The 21,951-nt window shown below is 37.2% G+C and carries 15 protein-coding genes; 5 read left to right on the top strand and 10 right to left on the bottom strand.

Annotated features, from left to right (window positions below; genetic code table 11):
• Positions 1-10 precede the first annotated feature (10 nt).
• The 4 genes from KORDIASMS9_RS17805 to KORDIASMS9_RS17820 form a co-directional block, all read right to left on the bottom strand.
• Positions 11-2,104, bottom strand: coding sequence for a PKD domain-containing protein (locus tag KORDIASMS9_RS17805; RefSeq protein WP_162820025.1), 2,094 nt, complete (start codon positions 2,102-2,104; stop codon positions 11-13).
• A gap of 31 nt (positions 2,105-2,135) precedes the next feature.
• Positions 2,136-3,602, bottom strand: coding sequence for a RagB/SusD family nutrient uptake outer membrane protein (locus KORDIASMS9_RS17810; RefSeq protein WP_114904144.1), 1,467 nt, complete (start codon positions 3,600-3,602; stop codon positions 2,136-2,138).
• 10 nt (positions 3,603-3,612) lie between these two features.
• On the bottom strand, positions 3,613-6,777 hold the full coding sequence (locus KORDIASMS9_RS17815) for a TonB-dependent receptor (RefSeq protein ID WP_114904145.1): 3,165 nt from the start codon (positions 6,775-6,777) through the stop codon (positions 3,613-3,615).
• 565 nt (positions 6,778-7,342) lie between these two features.
• A complete protein-coding gene (locus tag KORDIASMS9_RS17820) occupies positions 7,343-10,144 on the bottom strand; it encodes a triple tyrosine motif-containing protein (protein WP_114904146.1) in 2,802 nt (933 codons plus the stop codon).
• Between the two features lie 152 nt (positions 10,145-10,296).
• Here KORDIASMS9_RS17820 and KORDIASMS9_RS17825 point away from each other — a divergent pair, with 152 nt between their 5' ends.
• The 5 genes from KORDIASMS9_RS17825 (at position 10,297) to KORDIASMS9_RS17845 (ending at position 14,584) form a co-directional block, all read left to right on the top strand.
• Positions 10,297-11,547, top strand: a complete 1,251-nt coding sequence (locus KORDIASMS9_RS17825) for a mechanosensitive ion channel family protein (protein WP_114904147.1) — start codon at positions 10,297-10,299, stop codon at positions 11,545-11,547.
• A 185-nt stretch (positions 11,548-11,732) separates the two neighbouring features.
• The gene (locus tag KORDIASMS9_RS17830; protein WP_114904148.1) at positions 11,733-12,152 is read left to right on the top strand and encodes a thiol-disulfide oxidoreductase DCC family protein; all 420 of its coding nucleotides are present in this window, start codon (positions 11,733-11,735) and stop codon (positions 12,150-12,152) included.
• Positions 12,153-12,347: 195 nt separating this feature from the next.
• On the top strand, positions 12,348-13,211 hold the full coding sequence (locus KORDIASMS9_RS17835) for a GIN domain-containing protein (protein WP_114904149.1): 864 nt from the start codon (positions 12,348-12,350) through the stop codon (positions 13,209-13,211).
• Positions 13,212-13,344: 133 nt separating this feature from the next.
• The gene (locus tag KORDIASMS9_RS17840) at positions 13,345-14,061 is read left to right on the top strand and encodes a hypothetical protein (protein WP_162820026.1); all 717 of its coding nucleotides are present in this window, start codon (positions 13,345-13,347) and stop codon (positions 14,059-14,061) included.
• A gap of 82 nt (positions 14,062-14,143) precedes the next feature.
• The gene (locus KORDIASMS9_RS17845; RefSeq protein WP_114904151.1) at positions 14,144-14,584 is read left to right on the top strand and encodes a hypothetical protein; all 441 of its coding nucleotides are present in this window, start codon (positions 14,144-14,146) and stop codon (positions 14,582-14,584) included.
• 78 nt (positions 14,585-14,662) lie between these two features.
• Here KORDIASMS9_RS17845 and KORDIASMS9_RS23420 read toward each other — a convergent pair whose 3' ends face one another.
• The 6 genes from KORDIASMS9_RS23420 to KORDIASMS9_RS17870 form a co-directional block, all read right to left on the bottom strand.
• Entirely contained in the window at positions 14,663-14,821 is a 159-nt protein-coding gene (locus tag KORDIASMS9_RS23420; RefSeq protein ID WP_162820027.1) for a hypothetical protein, read from the bottom strand.
• A gap of 347 nt (positions 14,822-15,168) precedes the next feature.
• On the bottom strand, positions 15,169-17,805 hold the full coding sequence (locus KORDIASMS9_RS17850; protein ID WP_114904152.1) for a DNA gyrase/topoisomerase IV subunit A: 2,637 nt from the start codon (positions 17,803-17,805) through the stop codon (positions 15,169-15,171).
• Positions 17,805-18,194, bottom strand: coding sequence for a hypothetical protein (locus tag KORDIASMS9_RS17855; protein WP_162820028.1), 390 nt, complete (start codon positions 18,192-18,194; stop codon positions 17,805-17,807). Before KORDIASMS9_RS17855 ends, KORDIASMS9_RS17850 begins: the two co-directional genes overlap by 1 nt.
• 92 nt (positions 18,195-18,286) lie before the next feature.
• A complete protein-coding gene (locus KORDIASMS9_RS17860) occupies positions 18,287-20,143 on the bottom strand; it encodes a DNA topoisomerase IV subunit B (protein ID WP_114904154.1) in 1,857 nt (618 codons plus the stop codon).
• 163 nt (positions 20,144-20,306) lie between these two features.
• Entirely contained in the window at positions 20,307-21,107 is an 801-nt protein-coding gene (locus KORDIASMS9_RS17865; protein WP_114904155.1) for a hypothetical protein, read from the bottom strand.
• A gap of 190 nt (positions 21,108-21,297) precedes the next feature.
• Positions 21,298-21,939 carry a hypothetical protein gene (locus KORDIASMS9_RS17870; protein ID WP_162820029.1) on the bottom strand — a complete coding sequence of 214 codons (642 nt, stop codon included), beginning with the start codon at positions 21,937-21,939 and terminating at the stop codon, positions 21,298-21,300.
• Positions 21,940-21,951: the final 12 nt, after the last annotated feature.

Consider the following 21,951-nt stretch of genomic DNA (forward strand, 5'->3'; position numbering starts at 1 on the left):
TTTTTCTATATTAATTTTTGATTAGCTTGTATGTCCAGAATACACCTCCGCCAGCTTCAATTTGTACTGTAATGGTGTTATCATCAATAAAAGTTACATCATATGTAATGGAACTTGGTGCGTCTGCAGGATTTGCAATTTCTCCTGTATTGGTTGCTTTTGGAATTCCTAAATACGATCCTGTTCCGTTGATAGTTACTGTTCCTGCAACAGCATCATAGACAAAAGTTCCTGGTGTTCCGTCATGTGGTGCAATTGGCGCTCCACAAGCATCTGCACTTCCACTTTGCCAACCTTCAATCCAAGTGTCTGTTCCTAAAACATTTGCAAATGATCCGTCATTTCCGAATACATATTCATCGTCATAGAAACATGCTCTTTCTGCAACTTGTGCATCACTGATAGAGAACCAATCGCCTGAACCTGGTGTTGGTCCTACCGCTAATGATCCTGCTTCTGGAGCCACACTCCAAGAACCTGCTAATGGTGAACTTGGCACATCGCCTTCACGGACTAACTTATACGTCCAGAATACGCCTCCTCCTGCTTCAATTTCTACAGTCATGTTGTTGATATCATCCAACGTTACATTATATGTAATTGAACTTGGAGCATCTCCAGGAGTTGATATTTCTCCTGTATTGGTTGCTTTTGGAATTCCTAAATACGATCCTGTTCCGTTGATGGTTACTGTTCCGGCAGCATCGTTATACGTATAGGTTGCTGCACCTCCGTTGTGTGGAGCAATTGGAGCGCCACAAGCGTCTGCACTTCCACTTTGCCAACCTTCAATCCAAGTATCAGCTCCTAAAACATTGGCAAACGATCCGTCTGTTCCGAACACATAGGTGTCATCGTAGAAACACGCTCTTTCTGCCACTTGTGCATCACTGATAGAGAACCAATCGCCTGAACCTGGTGTTGGCCCTACTGCTAATGATCCTGCTACAGGAGCTACTTTCCATGTTCCTGCAATGGTTGGTGCTTGTGATGGTTCTTTATAGAAATAGATATTGTCAATAAATACCGTTCCTGCTGCCCAAGGTGTTCCCACAAATTTTAATTGGAAGATTTCATTGACAGATAAACCTTGATCTACATATTCTGAAATTGGAATTTCAATCGTTGTCCATGAATCCGCTGTTAATGGACGTGTTACAGGCGCTTCTGCTGCACTTGCTGGATTGTTGATGAGTGATACTTCTATATCCGTTACTACATCTGCTGTCCAGACGTCTAAGTGCAAGAATTCCATTCCAGAAACGTCTACTGATGTTCCGTCTGCTAAAGCGATTCCTTGGTAACTGAGGTTGATGTACTGTAACATTTCATCGCCACCTAAATCGAACAATGCCCAGCTACTACCTTGTCCACCTTGTCCCCAATCTGGGAAATAGTTGGTGCCAGGCACATCATTATAGGCACTACTAAAAATCGAAATTACATCCCCATCTGCTCTTGCAGGTTGTGCTGGTGCCGATGCTAGTGGTGCTACAATCGCTGTTACTTCAAAGTCTTCCGTGTAGGTTGTAGTTTCAATGGCTCCACCCATTGCCACTAATGTAATTGTGTAGATTCCTGGATCATCATAGATATGCGAAATGGTTTCGCCAATATTTCCTGTTACGACTTCGCTTCCGTCACCAAAGTTAATTTGATTGCTCATCGCAAAATCTGCCGTAGCGGTAATATTTACTTGTTTAGAGATTCCTGGATCGTTTTCAATAGTTACGACCAAGTTTTGCGGTGCTTGGAACGATACTACAATTTGCTGCGTCAACGTTGTTGTATCTCCGTTTAATGCTTTCGCGATAAGCGTTACATCGTAGGTTCCTTCTGCATAGGTATTTTCTACAAATGCGCCTGGCGCAATGTTAGTGACCATATCAGAACCATCTCCAAGATTTAAGTTATACGAAGTTACCCCTTCTCCAAGCGGCGTGATTTTCACCAAACCTGTATTGTCTTGGGTAATTTCTGTAAGTAAGGACAAGTTTGTAGGTGCGTTAGCGGTGTCTACAAAGTCCAAATTTTCGTCATCCTCGCAACTGAAAACGATCAGTGCGATGAGACATATACTAAATACATATTTTATTGCTTTCATTTTGTAGTGTATTGTTTTCTTTTTCTAGCGATTAATATCCTGCATTTTGTTCCCAACGGTTTCCTGCCAATTCGATTTCAATTCGTGGAATTGGAAATAGTTCGTTTTTCCCTGGTGTAAACCCTGGAATAGAGCTTGTTTCTCCGGTTCTAACTTGATCGAAGAAACGATGTCCTTCTCCTGCTAGTTCTCTTCTTCTTTCTGCTAATACATTTTCTAATGTAGCGGTAATTCTGTTGTTTGTGTCTCCAAAAGCTCTGTCGCGAATGGCATCTAAGAATGTTTGCGGATTGGCGATTGGTGCTGGCGCACGCAAGTTTGCTTCTGCTGCCATGAGTAAAACATCTGCATAACGAATAGCTCTGTAATTGTTACTACGGTTGATATTGGCATCTTGAATTACGTTGTCATTTGCATACGGAATGTATTTTAGGTTGAAAAGACCTGTGTGTTCCGAGCCTTCTGTAAAGGTTACGTCTGGTCGTGCTACCACAAATGCATTGATGTCTAATATTGTTGCTGCTAAACGCGTATCTGCTGCTTGATAGAGATTTACGACGTCTTGCACTGGCACATTGAAACTGAACCCTGAAGCATACGGACTAAAGTTTCCACCTTGAAAACGTGGTCCCATGAAACCAACAGCAACATTTCCTTCTACACATTGAAAACATTCAAAACTTGCTCCTTCTTGTGTACCTGAGTATTGAATTTCAAATACAGATTCTGAGTTGTTTTCGTTGTTGTTTAAGAAGATTGTGTTGAAGTCTTGTACTAATTGATATTGTCCTGAGTTAATGACTTCATTGAATGCTTGTGCTGCTTCTGTAAATTTTTCTTGGTATAAGTATATTTTTCCAAGTAATGCCCAAGCTGCTCCTTTGGTAGCTCTTCCTTGTTGCGTTTGCGTCCAAGGTAAATTAGGAATGGCATCTATTAAATCCATTTCTAAGCGCATATATATTTCTTCTTTTGGAGTTCTGTCAATAGCTTGTGTTTCGTCTATGGTGATTCTTCTGTCTGTATACAAGGGTACATCTCCGAAGAATTTCACCAATTCAAAGTAAAAGTACGAGCGCAAGAATAGGTTTTCTGCAAGTAATTGATCTTTTCCTTCAAAATCCAAGTTGTCTTGAAATTCAACAATGTAATTTGCTCTACTGATTCCCGCATACATCCACTGAAAGATGTTACGCAACGCTCCGTTATCTGGCGTATGAATCATATCGTCAATTTGTTGCCAGTCGAGTACATCGGTTGGACTTTCTCCTCCACAGAGACTGTTATCAGAGGCAATTTCGCCTAATATGTTATTCAAATACGTAGTAGATAGTAAGTCGTACACTCCAATAAGAGCATCTTGATAGTTATCTGGCGTATTGAAAAAGTTTTCTGAGTTTTCTTGCCCTGGAGGCAATATGTCTAGGTAATCATCACAAGATTGTATACTCATAATGATTAACAGCGTAGCTGCTAGTTTTGTTATCTTATTATACATAGTGATGTGTTTAGAATGATACACTGATTCCTGTTGTAAATGTTCTTGCTAATGGATATTGTCCTAAGTCAACACCTGCCGAAAGCGGATCAGCATTGGAGACATCAGGATTGAATCCACGATATTTTGTAAACGTATATAAATTGTTTACTCCAAAGTACAATCTGAATCTGTCTAACTGCAATTTTTCTGTTAAAGATTCAGGCAATGTATACCCAACTTGAATGTTTTGTATACGTAAGTACGAACCATCTTCTACATAAAAGTCGGAAAATAAACGATTGTTTGCCGCATTTGTAGAAGCTCTTGGAACTGAGTTTGACGTTCCTTCTCCTGTCCAACGATCTAAATAGAGCGTTGATTTGTTGCTGTATGTTAAGAAACGTTCGTAACTTCTAGCAATGTCATTTCCGATAGAAGCATATAGCGACGTTCCAAAGTCAAAGTTTTTATAGTTTAGGTTTAAGTTGAATCCCATGGTAAAATCTGGAATTGGATTTCCAATCATTTTTTGATCGTCTTCACTTCCAAATTCAATAACACCATCGCCATCAACATCTACATAACGGATATCTCCTGGTTGCGCATTTGGTTGCACGGCATGTGCGTCAATTTCTGCTTGGTTTTGGAAAATTCCGTCTGTTTGTAATCCCCAAAAAGCTCCAATTGGCAATCCTGATTGGAAACGTGATGTATTTTGATTCAAGTCAAACAAACCTCCTGGTAAGAATCCTGCGGCATTGTTTACTTCAATTGCCTCATTGTCGATACTTGTTAGATTGTATCCTACTTGAATTCTAAAATCATCTGAAAATTCATGCGTAAAATTGATGCTTAAATCCAACCCTCTGTTTTCTACGATTCCCGCATTTACTACTGGTGCTGAACTTCCTCCAGCACTTGTTCCTAGCAATGCTGATACTTCAGGAACTAAGAGTAAATCTTCTGTTCGTTTTTGATAGTAATCAATACTTACGTCTAATTTACGATCAAATAAGCTCATATCAAAACCAATATTGGTTTGCTTGGTAGTTTCCCACTGTAGTTTTTCATTTGATAAAGCACCAATTGCATTTCCAAAAGAGAGTGTGTTTCCAAATGGATAGGTTGCTTCTGCATTGGCTCCTTGTAGGAATCCTAACCAACGGTAACTACCAATTCGGTCGTTACCTGTAATTCCCCAACTTCCTCTTAGTTTTAAATTGTCTATGATGCTTGATTTGAAGAATTCTTCTTTCGAAATTATCCAACCTCCTGAGAATGATGGAAAGTACCCTACACGATTGTCGGGTCCGAAACGCGTGGAAGCATCGCGACGTAACATTCCTGAGAATAAGTATTTTCCTTGATAATCATACTGAACCCTACCAAAAATAGAGTATAAACGATCTTCTCCGATTCCTGTGGTTGGACTTAACGTTTGTTGAATATCTTGTGGATCGCCGTCTGGCGTATCGTCCTCGTCAATAATAAATGATTGTGTATTGCTTAGATATGCATTGCTCCAATCGTCAGGTCCATTTACTAAATATCCTGTAGCGAAGAATCCATCGTATTGAAAACTTTGTAGCGATGTTCCCAATACAGCATTTACATTGTGATCGCCAAATGTTTTTTGATAGTTTACAAAACTTTCCCAAGTATAATCAAAGTAGTTTTGTACATTTTCTCCAACCAAACTGTATACGTCTCTGTCGCCATCTGCGTTGGTATCCAGTACAAATTGATTAGCATTATTAATTAGTACCGTGTTTTGTACTTTGTCTTGTCCGTAATATTGTAACGGAATGTAAAAACGATTGACTTCATCGGCATAGTTAAAGTTGAAACGTGATGTTGCTTGAATATCGTCTGTGATATCATATTGCAATTCTAGTTTTCCTGTAAAACGGTTTACTTTGGTTTCATTATAGGTATTATCAATGACTGCCAAAGGATTTACAATTTCAATTCCTTGTTCAGTTCCAATGTAAGAGAAACCTCTTGAAGGACCACTTCCGTCTGTTCCGTCAAATACGGGCGTTAATGGAGAAGCATTTGCTCCATAATATAGTATAGAACCACGTCCACCTTCAGGAATTCCTCTTCTTTTTACGTTTGTGTATAGTAGTAAAGTGTTTAGTTTTAATTTTTCGGTAAGATCAATGCTTAGGTTGTTTTTAAGTGTCCATCTTGTAAAGTTCGATTTTTCACTGGCAATGATACCTTCTTGTCCTAAGTAACTACCACTAATTCCGTAGGTGATATTTTCTGAACCACCAGAAGCACTTAAACTGTGACTGAATAATGGTGCAGTTGTGAATAATTCATCTTGCCAATCCGTTCCTTCTCCAAGTGAAGAAATGTCTGGATATGGTAGTGAATTCCCATCTGCGATTTCTGTTTCATTTACATACACTCCATATTCTGTAGCATTCATCAAGTCCAATCTGTTAGAAGTTTCTTGCACACTGAAAAAGGCATTGTACGAAAATCTTGTTTTGGCATTTTTGCGCCCTGCTTTTGTGGTAATTAATATGACACCGTTGGACGCTTGCACACCATAAATAGCGGAACTTGCATCTTTAATTACGTCAATTTTTTCAATATCATTTGGATCTATCACACTTAAATCATCTCCAATATTGACACCATCTACAATAATTAAGGGTGCATTATTTCCGTTAGAAGTAATACCACGAATACGAATGTTTAAGGCTGCACCTGGCGAACCAGAAGTAGCATTTACTTGTACTCCCGAAGCTGATCCTTGTAAAGCTTCTTCCACACGAACTGGGTTTCGTGCTACAATTTCTTCCGCTTCCACCGAAGCAAAAGCTCCAGAAACGAGTTCTTTACGTTGTGAACCATATCCAATCACAACGACAGACTCCAATGCTTCTGCGTCTTCTTTAAGTAATACGGTTAATTCTTTGTTTGAATTGACCACAATTTCCTGAGTTGCATATCCAACGGAAGAAAATACAATGGTACTTCCACTTGGTACTTTTTTCAGCGTGAAATTTCCATCAAAATCGGTGGAAGTTCCATTTGTGGTGTTTTTGAGTAAAACGGTGACTCCAGGCAATGGCATTTGTGAGCCATCTTCTAGGACTGTACCTTTTATCTCAAACTCTTGTCCATAACTCCATATCGAGACGAGTAGGAATGAAAGGATGATTACATAACGGTTCATATAGTAGTTTTTTAATTGGACACAATTTATCTACTATTGTTAACGAATCCTTAAAAAACACCTATACAAAAAACATACACGTTAATTTTTAATGAACTTTTTTGAGTAATTGTTAATAAAAGCCCTTTGTTTATATGATATTGACAACAATGCTGTATTTCAAAAAAAGTAGGCTGTAACGCAGAAAAACAACTACTACAACGTTATTGTTGTGGTAATGTTGAGGTGTTTTTTAAAATTGTTGAGGTATTTTACATGCTGATGTAGTCGTGTATCGGCAAGCTATGCTGCATTCTGTCTCTTTTTCTGTATTTTTAGAATGATTATTAATTAAAACTTTAAATCATGAAAAAAGTTAGACTTACACAAAACTTCAATTTTAAAATTGAATGAATTGCCAATGATATCTGGAGGATTAAAAGCTTCTGGTGCTCAAGGTTGTGGAGGTGAGAAAACACAGCCAGGATGTCCAACTACAATTACTAAATAGGAATTATTAATTTTGAATACATTTTTTTAATGAGCTATGATACTTTTGTATTGTAGCTTATTTTTTTGGGGTTGATTAAAGATTCAAGAAATAATCATTCAGATTGATTTCACGTGCAAGACTGATCTTTTTGCGCAAACGGTAGCGCTTTATTTCCACGCTTCGTACAGAAATATTAAGTAATGGCGCAATTTCTTTAGAAGATAGATTTAAACGTAAATACGCACACAAACGAAGATCATTCGCCGTTAATTGAGGATGCAATTCTTTTACTTTTTTGAAGAAATCCTTATCGGCATGATTGAACGCTTCTTCAAAGAATTTCCAATCTTCTGCATTGTTGATGTTTTTATCAATCAAACGAATTACTGGCTTTACGTCTTGTGTTTCGGTTTTCTGTTTTTGTAATTCCTGCTTGATACTGTTGAGCGTTTCATTCTTCTTAATCATGTTCATCGTCGCAATTGCCAATTCGCGATTTTTAGACTCAATATCGTTGTTCAGTTGTGTATTTTTTAATTGAATGATCTCTTTTTGCGCTTCCAATTCTTTTAAAGCTAATTCACGTGTTTTCTTTTCTAGCAAGCGTTCACGTTGCCTTTTATAATAGCGTTTGTAAAAACTATTGATCGCAGTGAAGATTAAAATCGCTAAAATGGCATATACTGCAAGCGCAACATTCGACAAATACCAAGGACGGTTAATCGTAAATTGATACGTGGCTGTATTTGGCGTTACAATATTATTAATGCGCGCCTTTACTTTGAATTCATAACTTCCATGTGGTAGGTTTTCAAAGGAAATTTCTGATGCTGTACTCCAATCGCTCCATGCATCATACAAACCTTCAAGCTGATACGAGTATTCTGAAACTTCATATTTGTTATATGCAGGAATACTGTACATAAACGCTAAGAAATTTTCTTTGGCTTTGAATTCTTGATCTTCTGCCTGCAATGCTATTTCCCGAATGTTTCCAGTCAATGTGCGATTGGTTACACTGTTAATTTTGATTTGGTATTCTTTAGAATCCATGGCGGCTAAATCAATGGTAATGTATCCGTTAGACGTTCCTAAAAGATAGGTTTTCCCTGAAATGTGTGATATGTTTTCATATCCTTTCATTTCGTTACGCAACGATTGTGGAATAGCAATGCGTTGTACTTTAAAATCGCCGTTGAGCTTTTCTTTTGTTACATAATTGATATAATTGTTCGTAAACGCCCACAAATAGCCAACATCATCTACAATCAACTTTCCGGAAGTATAATAATCTTTTTCAAAAATGGTACTCAAAATTGAATCTTTCTGAAAATTTTCGGATGCTGCATCATACACAAAAATGCCATTTTTATTGGCTTGGTAAATATTCCCATCAAAAGCAACCAAACTGGTGTTGGCACTTTTTTTAATGGTTGCATTTTTAGTAAAGGCAGTAACTTCTCGATAGTCTTCATCTAGCGTAAGCTCATACACGCCTTTGTATTCATGGTTCATCAATATTTTTGTCGAATGTACCCATTCAAAATGTTTTGAAGAGATGTCAAAGCCTTTCAATTTGTAATCTAACTTCCAAGTATCATTCTCTTTCGCCAACACATACAATCCGTCGTAATTTCCTTGAATGATTTTGTTGCTTTTCTCAGGAATCTTCTTTACATCCCAAGTTCCTTGTACATTTGCTATGCGTTGTTGTGTGCCTTTTTCAATGAGAAAGGTTCCTGTATCATGTCCGCAAAACAATTGAGCATCAATCACACGCAAACACCAAACTTGTCCTTTTGTTCCTTCAATAAATGTAAAATCGTTGGTGCTTTCAGCAGACTTGTAAAACAATCCTTGGTTTGTTCCCAAATACACATATCCATCATGAATGATAGACGCATAAATCGTTCCCAAACGCCCTGTTTGATCTGCATAATATTTAAACGGTTCTTTTGTATTGATACAATTGATTCCATTGTCCAAACCAGCCCATAAATTTCCATCAACATCTTCAAACAAAGACAATGCAGTATTGTCGCCCAAGCCTTTTTCTTGATCAATATGATAACGCAATTCACCTTCTTCCGTAATGAAAAAGATGCCTTTTGCAATGGTTCCTAACACATAACTTCCATCACTCAATTGCATGCTTGTGTATATACTTTTTTGATTGTATTGTGCTTGATACGGAAGCTGCAACGCCGTTAATCCGTCTTTATCAAAGGTAAACCAACCACTATTTCGGGTAATGATAATTTTTTGTTCTCCTTTCGGGAAAAGTCCCACGATTCTATTATTGCGAAGAATAGCATTGTCGCTCACCAATACTTTATTTCCGTTTTCGATGCTGTACAAACCTTCGCCCAACACTTGAAAAAACAATTCCTCTTGAATCTTATATAATTTCGTGATGATATTGTCTGCATTGATAATTTTAAGCGAATTGTCTTCGGTGTGATAAATATAAATTCGATCTAACGACTGAAAAAGTACCCATTTGTCCAGTTGAATGATCTCCCAAAACTGCTCATCTTCTTTCATTTCTAGCTTTAGCGCATCGCTCAACGAAGTATATTTGAGTGTGCCTGCAGCGTTTCGCTCCCAATAGCCAAAATTCATATAACAACCTGTATACACACGATCGCCAATCACTTTTACTGAACGCATAATGGTTTCATTGGGAGATTTATAGAGTTTCCACTGCGCGCCATTAAACTCCAATAAACCCTGATTATTAGCTACATACATATACGCATCATCGGATTGTGAAATCATCCAATTTTGATTATCTGCATTGTACATTTTGGGAGTATAATTGATAATTGGAGGCAATTCCTGCGCATAGGAAAAGCTCAGAAACAATACAAAGAATACGTTAATTAGGGTTCGCAAAAATTAATTGGGTTTGGGTTGTAATGTAAATTTAAGGCTATTTTTTGACTTTTATCCAAATAAAAGATACAGAAAATAAAGAACAGCTTCGAAAAAAGCTCAAATTGTAAGACATGTGACTAGGAAATTCTACCTTTGTAAAAACTTTTTTTATGGAAGTACAAAATCTGTTTCGTTGGGTATATAATTATTTAATGGCGAATGATGCTAATGAAACGACTGCGATATATTTAAACCTTATTGCAGGTATTGTAGCAGTTGCTGTTTTGGCATTTATTATAGATTATGTTGTACGACGCTTGCTAGTTGCCCTCGCCTACCGTTTGGCTCCCAAAACGAAAAGTAATTTTGATGATTTTCTCGTTAAGAATAAAACACCACAAAACATAGCACATTTGGCACCTGTGTTGTTGATAGAACAAACCACGCCGTATTTGTTTGTTGACTTTCCCAATTTTCAAAGCAGTTTTTTGATTGCGATTGACATTCTACTAGTCATATTGATTATTAAAGTGATTCGCAGTATTCTCAACTCCTTGCGCGATTTCTTAAAGACGCTAAACACGTTTAAAGACAAACCGATTGACAGTTATATTCAGGTGTTTATGATTTTTGTGTGGTTTATAGGACTCGTGTTGAGTTTTTCGATCATTACTGGAAAATCCATTGTCACGTTTTTAACCACTTTAGGAGCGTTGTCGGCGGTTATTTTATTAATTTTTAGAGATACAATTCTCGGTTTTGTCGCAAGTATTCAAGTTGCGGTAAACGATACGGTTCGAATTGGCGATTGGATTACGATGGAAAAATACGGCGCTGATGGTGATGTGATCGAAATTAACTTAGCCACCGTAAAAGTGCAAAATTTTGATAAAACCATTACCACGATTCCTACCTACGCGCTCATTTCCGATTCGTTTAAAAACTGGCGCGGCATGAACGATTCTGGCGGACGAAGAATAAAACGTGCCATTATCATCAAAGCACCGAGTATTCATTACATCAGCAATGAAGAAATTGAAGAATTCAAGAAAATACAGTTAATTACTGAATATATAGAGAAACGCCAGGGAATCATTGAAAAATTCAATGCAGAACGCAACATCGACAAATCTGTATTAATCAACGGACGCAATTTGACCAATATTGGCGTATTCCGACAGTATGTACAATCGTATTTAGAAACACATCCTGCAATTAATAAGGATATGACCATCATGAGTCGCCAGTTGGCACAAACGCCACAGGGAATTCCTTTAGAAATCTATGCGTTTAGTACCGATAAAATCTGGAAAAACTACGAATTCATCATGGGCGATATCTTTGATCATTTATTGGCTGCCATTCCGTATTTCAACTTGGAGATTTATGAGCTAGGTGTTGATTCGGGTGTTGAGTCTTAGGTGTTGGGGCGCTTTGCTGTTTGTTTGTTAATTTGTTGATTTGGTTTGGCTCTTGGCTCTTGGCTCTTGGCTCTTGGCTCTTGGCTCTTGGCTCTTAAAAAAATCAGTTTAACATTTAAAATCCAACATTTAAAATTCAAATTTCATTGTCGTATCTTTGTAAAACAGTTTGAAAAGACTTGAAAATGATTGATACCTTACCAAAAGATAAAAAAATTGTACTGTTTGACGGTGTTTGCAACTTATGCAATGGCTTTGTCGATAAGATCATTTCGAAAGATAAAAATGATGTTTTTCGTTTTGCGTCGTTGCAGTCGGACATTGGTATCGCCATCCAAAAGCATTTACACCTCGATCCTAAACAATTAGATTCCGTTATTTTATATGAACCTGGCGTAGCGTATTATCACAAATCGCAAGCGGCATTGCGCATTATGAACGAATTTGGCGGCGCGTGGAAACTGTTGCAGGTCTTTCGTATCCTACCAAAATTCATCAATGATTCTGTGTATAATTTAGTTGCCAAATACCGTTATAAATGGTTTGGGCAAAAGGAAACTTGCAGAATGCCGACGGCTGAGGAACGTGCGAAGTTTTTGGGGTAGTTTCTTCTCTGAACGCTTTATGTAATTACCATAAATTTATTACTTACTATCACCTTTTTATAGAATGTCTGTCTAAAATTACCTAACAACTCATCCAAAAAATCTGCACTTGGTACACTTTTCGCTAAAACATAAGAAACGCTTTATGTTTCGCGTTATAGAATCGTAATTTTACACCGTAATACCCGAAAAGACATGAAAACATATTTGATAACTGTACTTTTTCTATTAGGAACGTTGACAACATTCGCACAGAAAAAAGAAAAAATTAAAGGAAATAGAGAAGTCACCACCGTGATTTATGAACTCGATCCGTTTACAAATTTGGAACTGAAAGAAGCACTCGAAATTGTACTGATCAATGGAGAAACCCCGAAAGTAGAAGTGATTGCTGATGAAAATTTACATGAAATTTTTAATATTGATGTCGTCGATGGAACACTTCAAATTTCAACTTCCAAAGAAATTCGTAGTAGTAAAAAACTAGAAATTTTTGTCACAGTTTCCTCAGCCTTGACCAAAATTGATGTGGATAATGATGCTGTCATCAAATCGCTTACGACGCTGAATCTCAAAAATACAGAAATCAACGCGTTGGGCAATGCAGAATTGAATTTGCGCATCAAATCTGATTCGTTGACGATTAACAGTTACGGAAAAACGGAACATACATACGAACTTTTTGCAAAAAAATTGCAGATCAACGCGTTTGAAGATGCCGACATGGAACTTACCGTCACAGCAGACAGCATTACGTCTCGCGTAGAATTTGCCGAAGTAAAATTGAAAGGCGAAACGAAGAAACTCATCACAGAAGTCAAGGAAAAAGGCGAATTCATCGCACATGAATTGATGGCAGATGATGTTCATGTAACAACAACCGAACAAGGAAAAGCAGTGGTCAATGCGAGTAAAAATATTACGATTTCGGCACACCAACGTTCAGAAATTGACTTATTGGGCAATCCGAGTTCGATTGTGATTCTTAAATTTGAACAAGAAGCCGTGTTACGCAAGATTAGTGAAGCCAATAAAGGGTTTTTGAAACGGATATTTTAGAAACGCTTTGCTTTAGTATCGGCTAACTTTTCTATCTATTTCGACTGCGCTCAATATGACAGAAAATCACTCGAAGTGACGTTTATAAATCTCTTGATAATCCCGTATCTTTGGCAACTAAAAATGTGTTTCTATGGATTTTTTCACGATCATGATCATCTTGATCACCTTAGTCGTTTTTGTGTTTATTGTACTGATTGCGTTTGTCATGAAGAAATCAAAAGATGTGAAAAATGATGCTTTTTTAGAAACTGCTCGCAAAGAAATGTTGCAACGTATATTGAAAAAGCGTAAAAAACTCGTGCCGCACAAAGCAGACTTTTACCTTCAAATTACGGATGCGATGACTTTTGAACGTACTGCAGCCGTGACAAATTCCAAAATTTCAGGATTTTTATACAACACACATCAAAAACCAATCGTCGCTTTTGAACGTGTAGATCGCGGTTTGAATGCCAAAGGACAATTGGTCGCCGTAACAAAGAAGCACGAATTTGTGTATGAGTTTTTAGGCGAAACCATCACTGTTTTTTTCGATAATTCGTTGTTGGGTTCGTGGAACCAATCAGGGAAAATTTTTAATGCTGATCAAAAAGGAATTGGACAGTTGAAATTTTCCGAAGACAGCAAAACCTTAGTTTTAAACGATCGAACTGTTGCAACCATTCTAAAAGCGCCGTTATATGATACTATTTCGAACACAAACGATGTTTCATATATTTTTGAGGAATTAACATTAGGCACTTCACTCCTATCGCTCCACGAAAAACCTACTGTAAAAGAAGAAAAATGGTTGACAGCTTTGGCAATTTTCGAAATCACTTTCTATGGAAATACGCCTGTTGCCTAACTGAAACGACTCGTTTACGCATTTACGGTTCTGTTTTACAGACAATTTACATAGTTTTATTCCATCAATAATCAATCAAATTATGAAAAAAATCTATCTAATTGGCTTGCTCTTTATGTGTATGATGGGAAGCCACGCTCAAACAGCACAAAACAACGTTATTCAAACAGAAACGACCGAAAACACGATTCCTTTTATTGACAAATTGCAAAACGGTGAACAATTTACTATTCATTTTGGCTCTACAGGTTGTTTTCACAATACAAAAGAAACGATGACTTTTCAGCGAGAAAATGACACCTATTTTGTCATTCTCAACAACGAAAAGAAAACACTCAGTAACGATTTTATGCAGCAAATTCGAAAGTTTGAAAAAGAACTCTCACAACAAAGTGATATGGGCTGCACAACTGTAGATAAATATTTGGTGATTTATAAAGATACACATCGTGTCATTATGGACGGAAGCTGTGCGTGGAATGGTTATGGCAACTTAAAAAAGTTGTTTGGTTTTACGACATAATCACTACATATTAAAAAAAACAAAGCGCCAACTCTCTCGAATTGACGCTTTTCTTAACTCATAAAATGTTCACTCATTTTAGTAGTGATTTGGACAGCAAAAACCGCGTACACATGCCCAATTTAGTGGACAATCAGCGTCTACGTCGCATTCAATCATAATGCCTCCGTTAATTTTTGCTTGTGTTTCTTTGGCTAACTCTGTTGCATTTTGCACATTTTTAATTTTTTGTAACATGATGTTTGTTTTTTGATGTGATTCTTACTCTATTGTGGCTTTTCAGAAAACGCCATTGATTTTTAAAGTAAGAATTGACACTAGAAAAACTGTCAATCCCGATAAATGTTCACAGATTTTAGCAAAGGTTGACAACTATATTTTTGAGGTACGATTGTAGATTTTTGATTTTTTTTCAAATAGAAATTGCAAAACTAAAGAAACAGACTGACACGTTGTAAACCTCTCGCAGTGACGTTTATGAAATGATAAATGTTAAATGCTAAATTATAAATGTTGAATGTTGAATGTTGAATGTTGAATGTAAAACGCAAAGCGACTAAAACACTCATAAACTAATAAATTCACTAAAACAAACCAATCTGCCCATCACCAGCTACGGGCGGTTCTTCTCCGTTGGATTTCTCGTCTCCTTTTACGGTTTCTTCATCTACAACTTCGATATCTTCCGCAGGAATTGCTTCAGGTTCTTCATACGGCAAAGACTCCAAGGCATTGATTTGTCGCACTTTATCCGAAGTCAATTGATTTCCAAGCGCTTTGATTCCTTTTACAGAAATAAACTCTTCCAAATTGACTTCTACATTGGGCTTCTGATCTTTTCCGCGTTGTTTGTAGAAAACGACTTCTGCCATCGGTCGCCAATCAGTCATGACGAGTTCTAATTGTGATTTTGGATGATCGGTAATGAATTTTTCTACTTTCGATTCGTTCTCCACCAAAAAGCGTTTTACATAATAGCGTTCTTTTTCACCGTCAAAATAAATCGCCGAAATTGGCTTTTCAGGATTCCATTTTTCCAACACAATCATATCACTGTCAAAGTGTGACGTGAGCTCTGGAAGAATGGTTTTTAGTTCTCCTTTTTGATTGATGATGAGCAAACGATCTTCACCTTTAAATTCGCCAATCAACTCACCTCTTCCGTCTACATTTAAGCGTTGTACAGTATCGTCAAACCATATTTTACGCGGTTTTAAGGTAGAAACACCTTTTTCTTTGAGTTCTATACGTTTGATGGAATATTTGGTCACAATGTTTCCTTTTACACCACGACCTTTGATGCCTAAATCAGCAAAATCTAAATCCCATTTCAGCTTTTTGATGCTTCCTGCTTGACGCAATAGGATGGTAATCACTTCGGCTTCTCCATTCGGATTTGCCGAAAAGTATGTGATCATGGAACCTTTTTTACCTTGCGTTAAATCGTATTCTTTGTCACGCGTAACACCAGTTACGGCAAAACGTTTTATATAACTTGCGCCACCTTTTCCATCACGATAAATCATGTTGTAAATGGTGCGTTTGTCTTTTTTCTTGAAGATGGCAACATGAATGATATTTTTCCCCACAAAGGTTTTGGAATCTACACGTGTGACTTGCATTTTTCCATCACGTGTAAATACGATAATATCATCAATATCAGCACAATCCGTTACATATTCGTCGCGTCGCAGCGAAGTTCCCACAAAACCTTCTTCCCTATTTACGTAAAGTTTTGTGTTTCGAATCACAACTTTTCGGGCATCTACATCGTCAAAGATTCTGATTTCTGTTTTGCGTTCTTTGCCTTCTCCGTATTGCTTTTTTAAACGTGTAAAATAGTCAATTGCATATTCAATTAAATGTGCCAAATGGTGACGCACTTGCGCGATAGATTCTTCTAAAGCATCAATTTTTTGTTGTGCTTTGTCAATATCGAATTTTGAAATACGCTTGATTCGGATTTCCGTTAAACGCGTAATATCTTCTACCGTTACCGCACGTTTTAAATGTGTAATATGAGGTTTCAATCCTTCATCAATCGCATTGATTACACCTTCCCAGGTTTCTTCTTCTTCTATTTCACGATAGATTCTATTTTCAATAAAAATTCGCTCTAAAGAGGCAAAATGCCATTGCTCTTGCAACTCTGCAAGTTGAATTTCTAGTTCAGATTTTAACAGATCAACCGTATGTTCTGCCGAACGGCGCAACATTTCAGACACGCCAATAAATAAAGGTTTGTTGTCATAAATGATACAACCTAAGGGGGAAATGGAACTTTCACAATTGGTAAACGCGTATAAGGCATCAATCGTTTTGTCTGGTGAAATATTGTTTGGCAAATGCACTAAGATTTCTACATTCGCCGCCGTATTGTCTTCTATCTTTTTAATCTTGATTTTCCCTTTGTCATTTGCTTTCAAGATGGATTCAATCAGCGATGTCGTATTGGTTCCAAATGGAATTTCTGTAATGACTAACGTATTTTTATCTAATTGCGAAATTTTGGCACGAACGCGTACTTTTCCGCCACGCAATCCGTCGTTATAATTGCTGATATCCATGATTCCCGAGGTTGGGAAATCTGGATAAATTTGGAAGCGTTTTCCTTGTAAATGCTTGATAGAAGCGTCAATAAGTTCTAAAAAGTTGTGTGGTAATATTTTTGTGGATAAACCAACTGCAATTCCTTCGGCTCCTTGTGCTAACAACAACGGAAATTTTACAGGAAGATTGACAGGTTCATTTTTACGTCCGTCATACGACAATTGCCAATCCGTAATTTTTGGACTGTATACCACATCTAAGGCAAACTTAGACAAACGCGCTTCAATATAACGCGAAGCTGCCGCGCGATCGCCCGTGAGAATGTTTCCCCAGTTTCCTTGTGTGTCTATTAGTAAATCTTTTTGCCCAATTTGCACCATGGCATCTGCAATACTTGCATCTCCGTGCGGATGGTATTGCATCGTGTGTCCAACAATATTTGCCACTTTGTTGTAGCGCCCATCATCCAAATCTTTCATAGAGTGCATGATACGGCGTTGTACAGGTTTAAAACCATCTTCAATGGCTGGCACTGCTCTTTCTAAAATCACATACGATGCATAGTCCAAAAACCAATCTTTGTACATGCCTGTAACTTTGGTAATGGTATCTTGCGCATTGTTTTCATGTTGCTGATTTTCAGCATGTAGTTCTTCGTTATGTTCTTCCATTAAGAAATTTCGTTGTTATGCTTTAACACTTTTTCAAGTGATTTTTTTAAGGCTCTTTTTTTACTACTACTGAGCAAGCTAATATTAAATCGTACTCTTTTTATGTGACTGCTTTTCGATTTTACATATACATATAAAAAACTAAATACTACATAATTTTGAATGCGATATCGTTGTAGCTTTTCCTTAGGGAATTCGGCTCTTTGTTCGCGATAGTTGATAAAGTTTGAAATGAACAATCCTTTATTTACAAACGTTAACACATTGCCATCGCTATCAAATTCAAAATATTTTGCGGTACTGTAAAAAACAACCATGATAAAAACCAACAAGACAGGAATGGCATACCATAGTTTTTCTTTGTTGAAATCATCTCGAAAGAGCAACAAGTATGTCATTATGATGATACTGCCAATTACTAAAAAAAAGTAGAGAAACGGCACCCACTTTTTTGACTCTGCATTGCTAAACCGCATATACACTATTTGTCTTCAATAAGGTCTAATTCAACCTTTAAATTGTTAATAATAAATTCTTGCCTGTTTGGCGTGTTTTTGCCCATGTAGAATTTCAATAATTCTTCGATAGACGTTTCTCTATCCAACATTACAGGATCGAGGCGGATGTCGTCTCCGATGAAGTGTTTGAATTCATCTGGTGAAATTTCTCCCAATCCTTTGAATCGTGTGATTTCTGGCTTTCCTGATAGTTTTTCTATGGCGGCTTTCCTTTCTGCTTCACTGTAGCAGTATATGGTTTCTTTTTTGTTACGCACTCTAAATAATGGCGTTTGCAAGATGTACAAATGTCCTTCTTTGATCAATTCTGGAAAGAATTGCAAAAAGAACGTAATTAACAGCAAACGAATGTGCATTCCATCAACATCGGCATCGGTTGCGATGACAATATTATTGTAGCGCAAATCTTCCATAGATTCTTCTATGTTTAACGCTGCTTGCAAGAGATTGAATTCTTCATTTTCATACACAATCTTTTTGGACATCGAATAGGAATTCAACGGCTTTCCTCGCAAACTAAATACCGCTTGTGTATTTACATCACGTGATTTGGTAATAGAACCCGAAGCCGAATCTCCCTCCGTAATAAACAATGTCGATTCCAATCGTCTGTCCTTTTTTACATCGCCTAAGTGTACGCGACAATCACGCAGTTTTTTGTTGTGCAAACTTGCTTTTTTAGCACGTTCTTTGGCGAGTTTACGAATTCCAGATAGTTCTTTACGCTCACGTTCTGCTTGCAGAATTTTACGCTGGATTTTTTCAGCAGTATCTGGATTTTTATGCAAATAGTTATCCAAGTATCTTCCAATAAAATCATTGATATACGTTCGAACTGTTGGCAAATCGCCTCCCATATCGGTAGAACCTAATTTTGTTTTGGTTTGCGATTCAAAAACAGGTTCCATCACTTTGATGCTGACCGCAGATATGATCGATTTGCGAATGTCAGATGCTTCATAACTTTTTCCGTAAAAGTCGCGCACGGTTTTTACAATCGCTTCTCTAAATGCTGCTTGGTGCGTTCCACCTTGTGTGGTATGTTGTCCGTTGACAAACGAATGGTATTCTTCGCTGTATTGCGTTTTACTATGTGTGATTGCTACTTCAATATCTTCCCCTTTGAGGTGAATTATTGGGTATAGCATGTCTTCTTTGTTGTTGTTGTCTTCTAAAAGATCTTTCAATCCGTTTTCTGAAAAGAATCGTTCTCCGTTGAAAATAATGGTCAATCCTGGATTGAGATAGACATAATTACGCAGCATTTTCGCCACATATTCCACACGGTATTTAAAGTTTCTAAAGATCGTTTCGTCTGGAATGAACGTCACTTTGGTTCCGCGTCGGCGCGAAGTTTCTTCTAAAAACTCTTGATCTTTTAATTCTCCTGCGGCAAATTCTGCAGCACTCGATTTTCCGTTACGCGTAGATTCTACTCTAAAATATCCCGATAATGCATTCACGGCTTTGGTACCAACTCCATTCAATCCTACAGATTTTTTAAAGGCTCTAGAATCGTACTTTCCTCCGGTATTCATTTTAGACACCACATCAACTACTTTTCCGAGCGGAATTCCACGACCGTAATCGCGCACAATCACTTTGGTCCCTTGAATGGAGACTTCAATCGTTTTGCCGGCGCCCATGACAAATTCATCAATAGAATTGTCTAAAACTTCTTTTAATAGAATATAAATTCCGTCATCGGCAGAAGAACCATCACCCAACTTTCCGATATACATTCCTGGACGCATACGGATGTGTTCTTTCCAGTCGAGTGAACGTATGTTATCTTCGGTATATTGTGAGTCTTGTGCCATTGATTGAAGTACTATTAGGGTTGGTTGCTAATATACTATTTACATTCAAAATATAAAACCCGAACACCTGAAAGTAATCAACAAAAAGCGCACTATTTTTGTGAATATTGCGCTTTTTTACTTGATATTTTAAATATCTTACTGAAAAGATCCTAATTTTGATTTATTCTGACCAATAGTTTAAGGTGACAACAATTTCTCCATTTGCATTTACCAAGCTTGGAGCTAAGGTGACAATCGCGCTTGACGCACCATCAAAATAACCGTCGTACGCATCAAAACGATAGGTTCCTGCGGGTAAGTTTGAGAAGAAGTCAAAGTTGTAATAATCTGTGTAGAAGATTTGCCCTGTAGCTTGATTGGTTGCTGCATATCCTGGTAATGTTCCTGCTGGTACTGGCGCTCCAGTACGCTCGTCTACCAATTCAATACGAACATTGTATACGGTTGCCAACGCTTTTAAAGCAGTTGCTTCGTCTTTAATGTCTTTTGCTAATTGGATTTGATTGTTGAGTAATCCTCTGATTTCACGAATTAACTGTCGCGCAGTTCCGCGATTGTTTTGTTGAATGGCTGTTGCCAATTCTGCACTTCTAATGCGAACAAAATCTTCGTTTCCTTCAATGGTGGATGCTTTGGTTTGAATGCTTGTAGGATCAATGTTGCTGTTTCCTTGCGCAGCTTGTCCGATAAAGAAAATAACTTCATCACTGAATTCTTCGACAACTTCCATTCCAACATCCATGACTTGCAGATACGTTGCTACGTCTGCATTGACATTGTTGTTTACTAAATAATCAACAGTTAAGGTTTTTAAAGCTGCCTTTACTCTATTGGCTTCGATGCGAATAACATCTGCGGAGTCAAACGTTTCGTCCAAATCGTCTAATACGGATTGTTGCGCGTGAATGTTGGCAACAAATAACAGTAGAAATGCACTGAGTACTCGTGTAATTTTTTTCATGGTATATGTGTTTTTTGGTTATACCATAAATGTACAACAGGAATGTATCTAAATGATTACTGTTATATTATAAAAATCTTAATGTTTTCTGTTACTTTTTAATGTGAATTTGATGTAATTTTCTTTCAAATAGAATTACGTGTTTTTATTTCTTTTAACTTATATGGTCTTTTTATACGCTTGAACTTACCTATACTTTTCGGTTAAAATTCATTCCAATTAATAAAAAGACAAAAGGAGCTATTACCGCATATCCAATGATGCCAATATTCCTTATATCCATATTCCCCAATGGCATTCCTATAATTCCTATTAGACTTAATATCCCTGAAATAATCATGAGCATTCTTATTGTTTTTTCTTTGCTTCCATTATTAAAAATTGGGGCGGCGGCTAAAAAAGCAATAGGGAAAAACCAATCCCAAGCAACAATGTCTAGTATGTAAACTACAGATGGCCATTTAAATGAAAAAAATAGAGTTAAATCATTCATTATGGGAGTTTCAAGTTGATGACTTAACATAATGATTGTAAAGTGGACACTTGTGGTAATCGCTGCCATAATCGACATTGAACATAGCGCAAATAGTGTATTGATTTTGTGCTTTTTTGACGCGTGATAGTGAATTGCTATCATATTAAGAACCAAAAACGGTGCAATTAGTATGGTGAGTAATTCCATTAATGTAAAGTATGGATCACCTATTGGTTCTTCTTTTGATTTTAAAGAGAAAAGTCCCAAAATAGTCACAATTAAATATACAATACCTATTGTAAATGTTATCCAACAAGTAATTTTCCCAATTTGCGCATAATTTTTATTTGTATTCACAGATATCATTTA

It is taken from the genome of Kordia sp. SMS9 (genome assembly GCF_003352465.1).
Lineage (GTDB): Bacteria > Bacteroidota > Bacteroidia > Flavobacteriales > Flavobacteriaceae > Kordia.

Coding starts and splice junctions, on each gene's coding strand:
- KORDIASMS9_RS17860 (WP_114904154.1), bottom strand. CDS start 20,143: ATGGCACAAGACTCACAATATACCGAAGATAACATACGTTCACTCGAC.
- KORDIASMS9_RS17865 (WP_114904155.1), bottom strand. CDS start 21,107: ATGAAAAAAATTACACGAGTACTCAGTGCATTTCTACTGTTATTTGTT.
- KORDIASMS9_RS17805 (WP_162820025.1), bottom strand. CDS start 2,104: ATGAAAGCAATAAAATATGTATTTAGTATATGTCTCATCGCACTGATC.
- KORDIASMS9_RS17825 (WP_114904147.1), top strand. CDS start 10,297: ATGGAAGTACAAAATCTGTTTCGTTGGGTATATAATTATTTAATGGCG.
- KORDIASMS9_RS23420 (WP_162820027.1), bottom strand. CDS start 14,821: ATGTTACAAAAAATTAAAAATGTGCAAAATGCAACAGAGTTAGCCAAA.
- KORDIASMS9_RS17850 (WP_114904152.1), bottom strand. CDS start 17,805: ATGGAAGAACATAACGAAGAACTACATGCTGAAAATCAGCAACATGAA.
- KORDIASMS9_RS17830 (WP_114904148.1), top strand. CDS start 11,733: ATGATTGATACCTTACCAAAAGATAAAAAAATTGTACTGTTTGACGGT.
- KORDIASMS9_RS17815 (WP_114904145.1), bottom strand. CDS start 6,777: ATGAACCGTTATGTAATCATCCTTTCATTCCTACTCGTCTCGATATGG.
- KORDIASMS9_RS17840 (WP_162820026.1), top strand. CDS start 13,345: ATGGATTTTTTCACGATCATGATCATCTTGATCACCTTAGTCGTTTTT.
- KORDIASMS9_RS17810 (WP_114904144.1), bottom strand. CDS start 3,602: ATGTATAATAAGATAACAAAACTAGCAGCTACGCTGTTAATCATTATG.
- KORDIASMS9_RS17835 (WP_114904149.1), top strand. CDS start 12,348: ATGAAAACATATTTGATAACTGTACTTTTTCTATTAGGAACGTTGACA.
- KORDIASMS9_RS17845 (WP_114904151.1), top strand. CDS start 14,144: ATGAAAAAAATCTATCTAATTGGCTTGCTCTTTATGTGTATGATGGGA.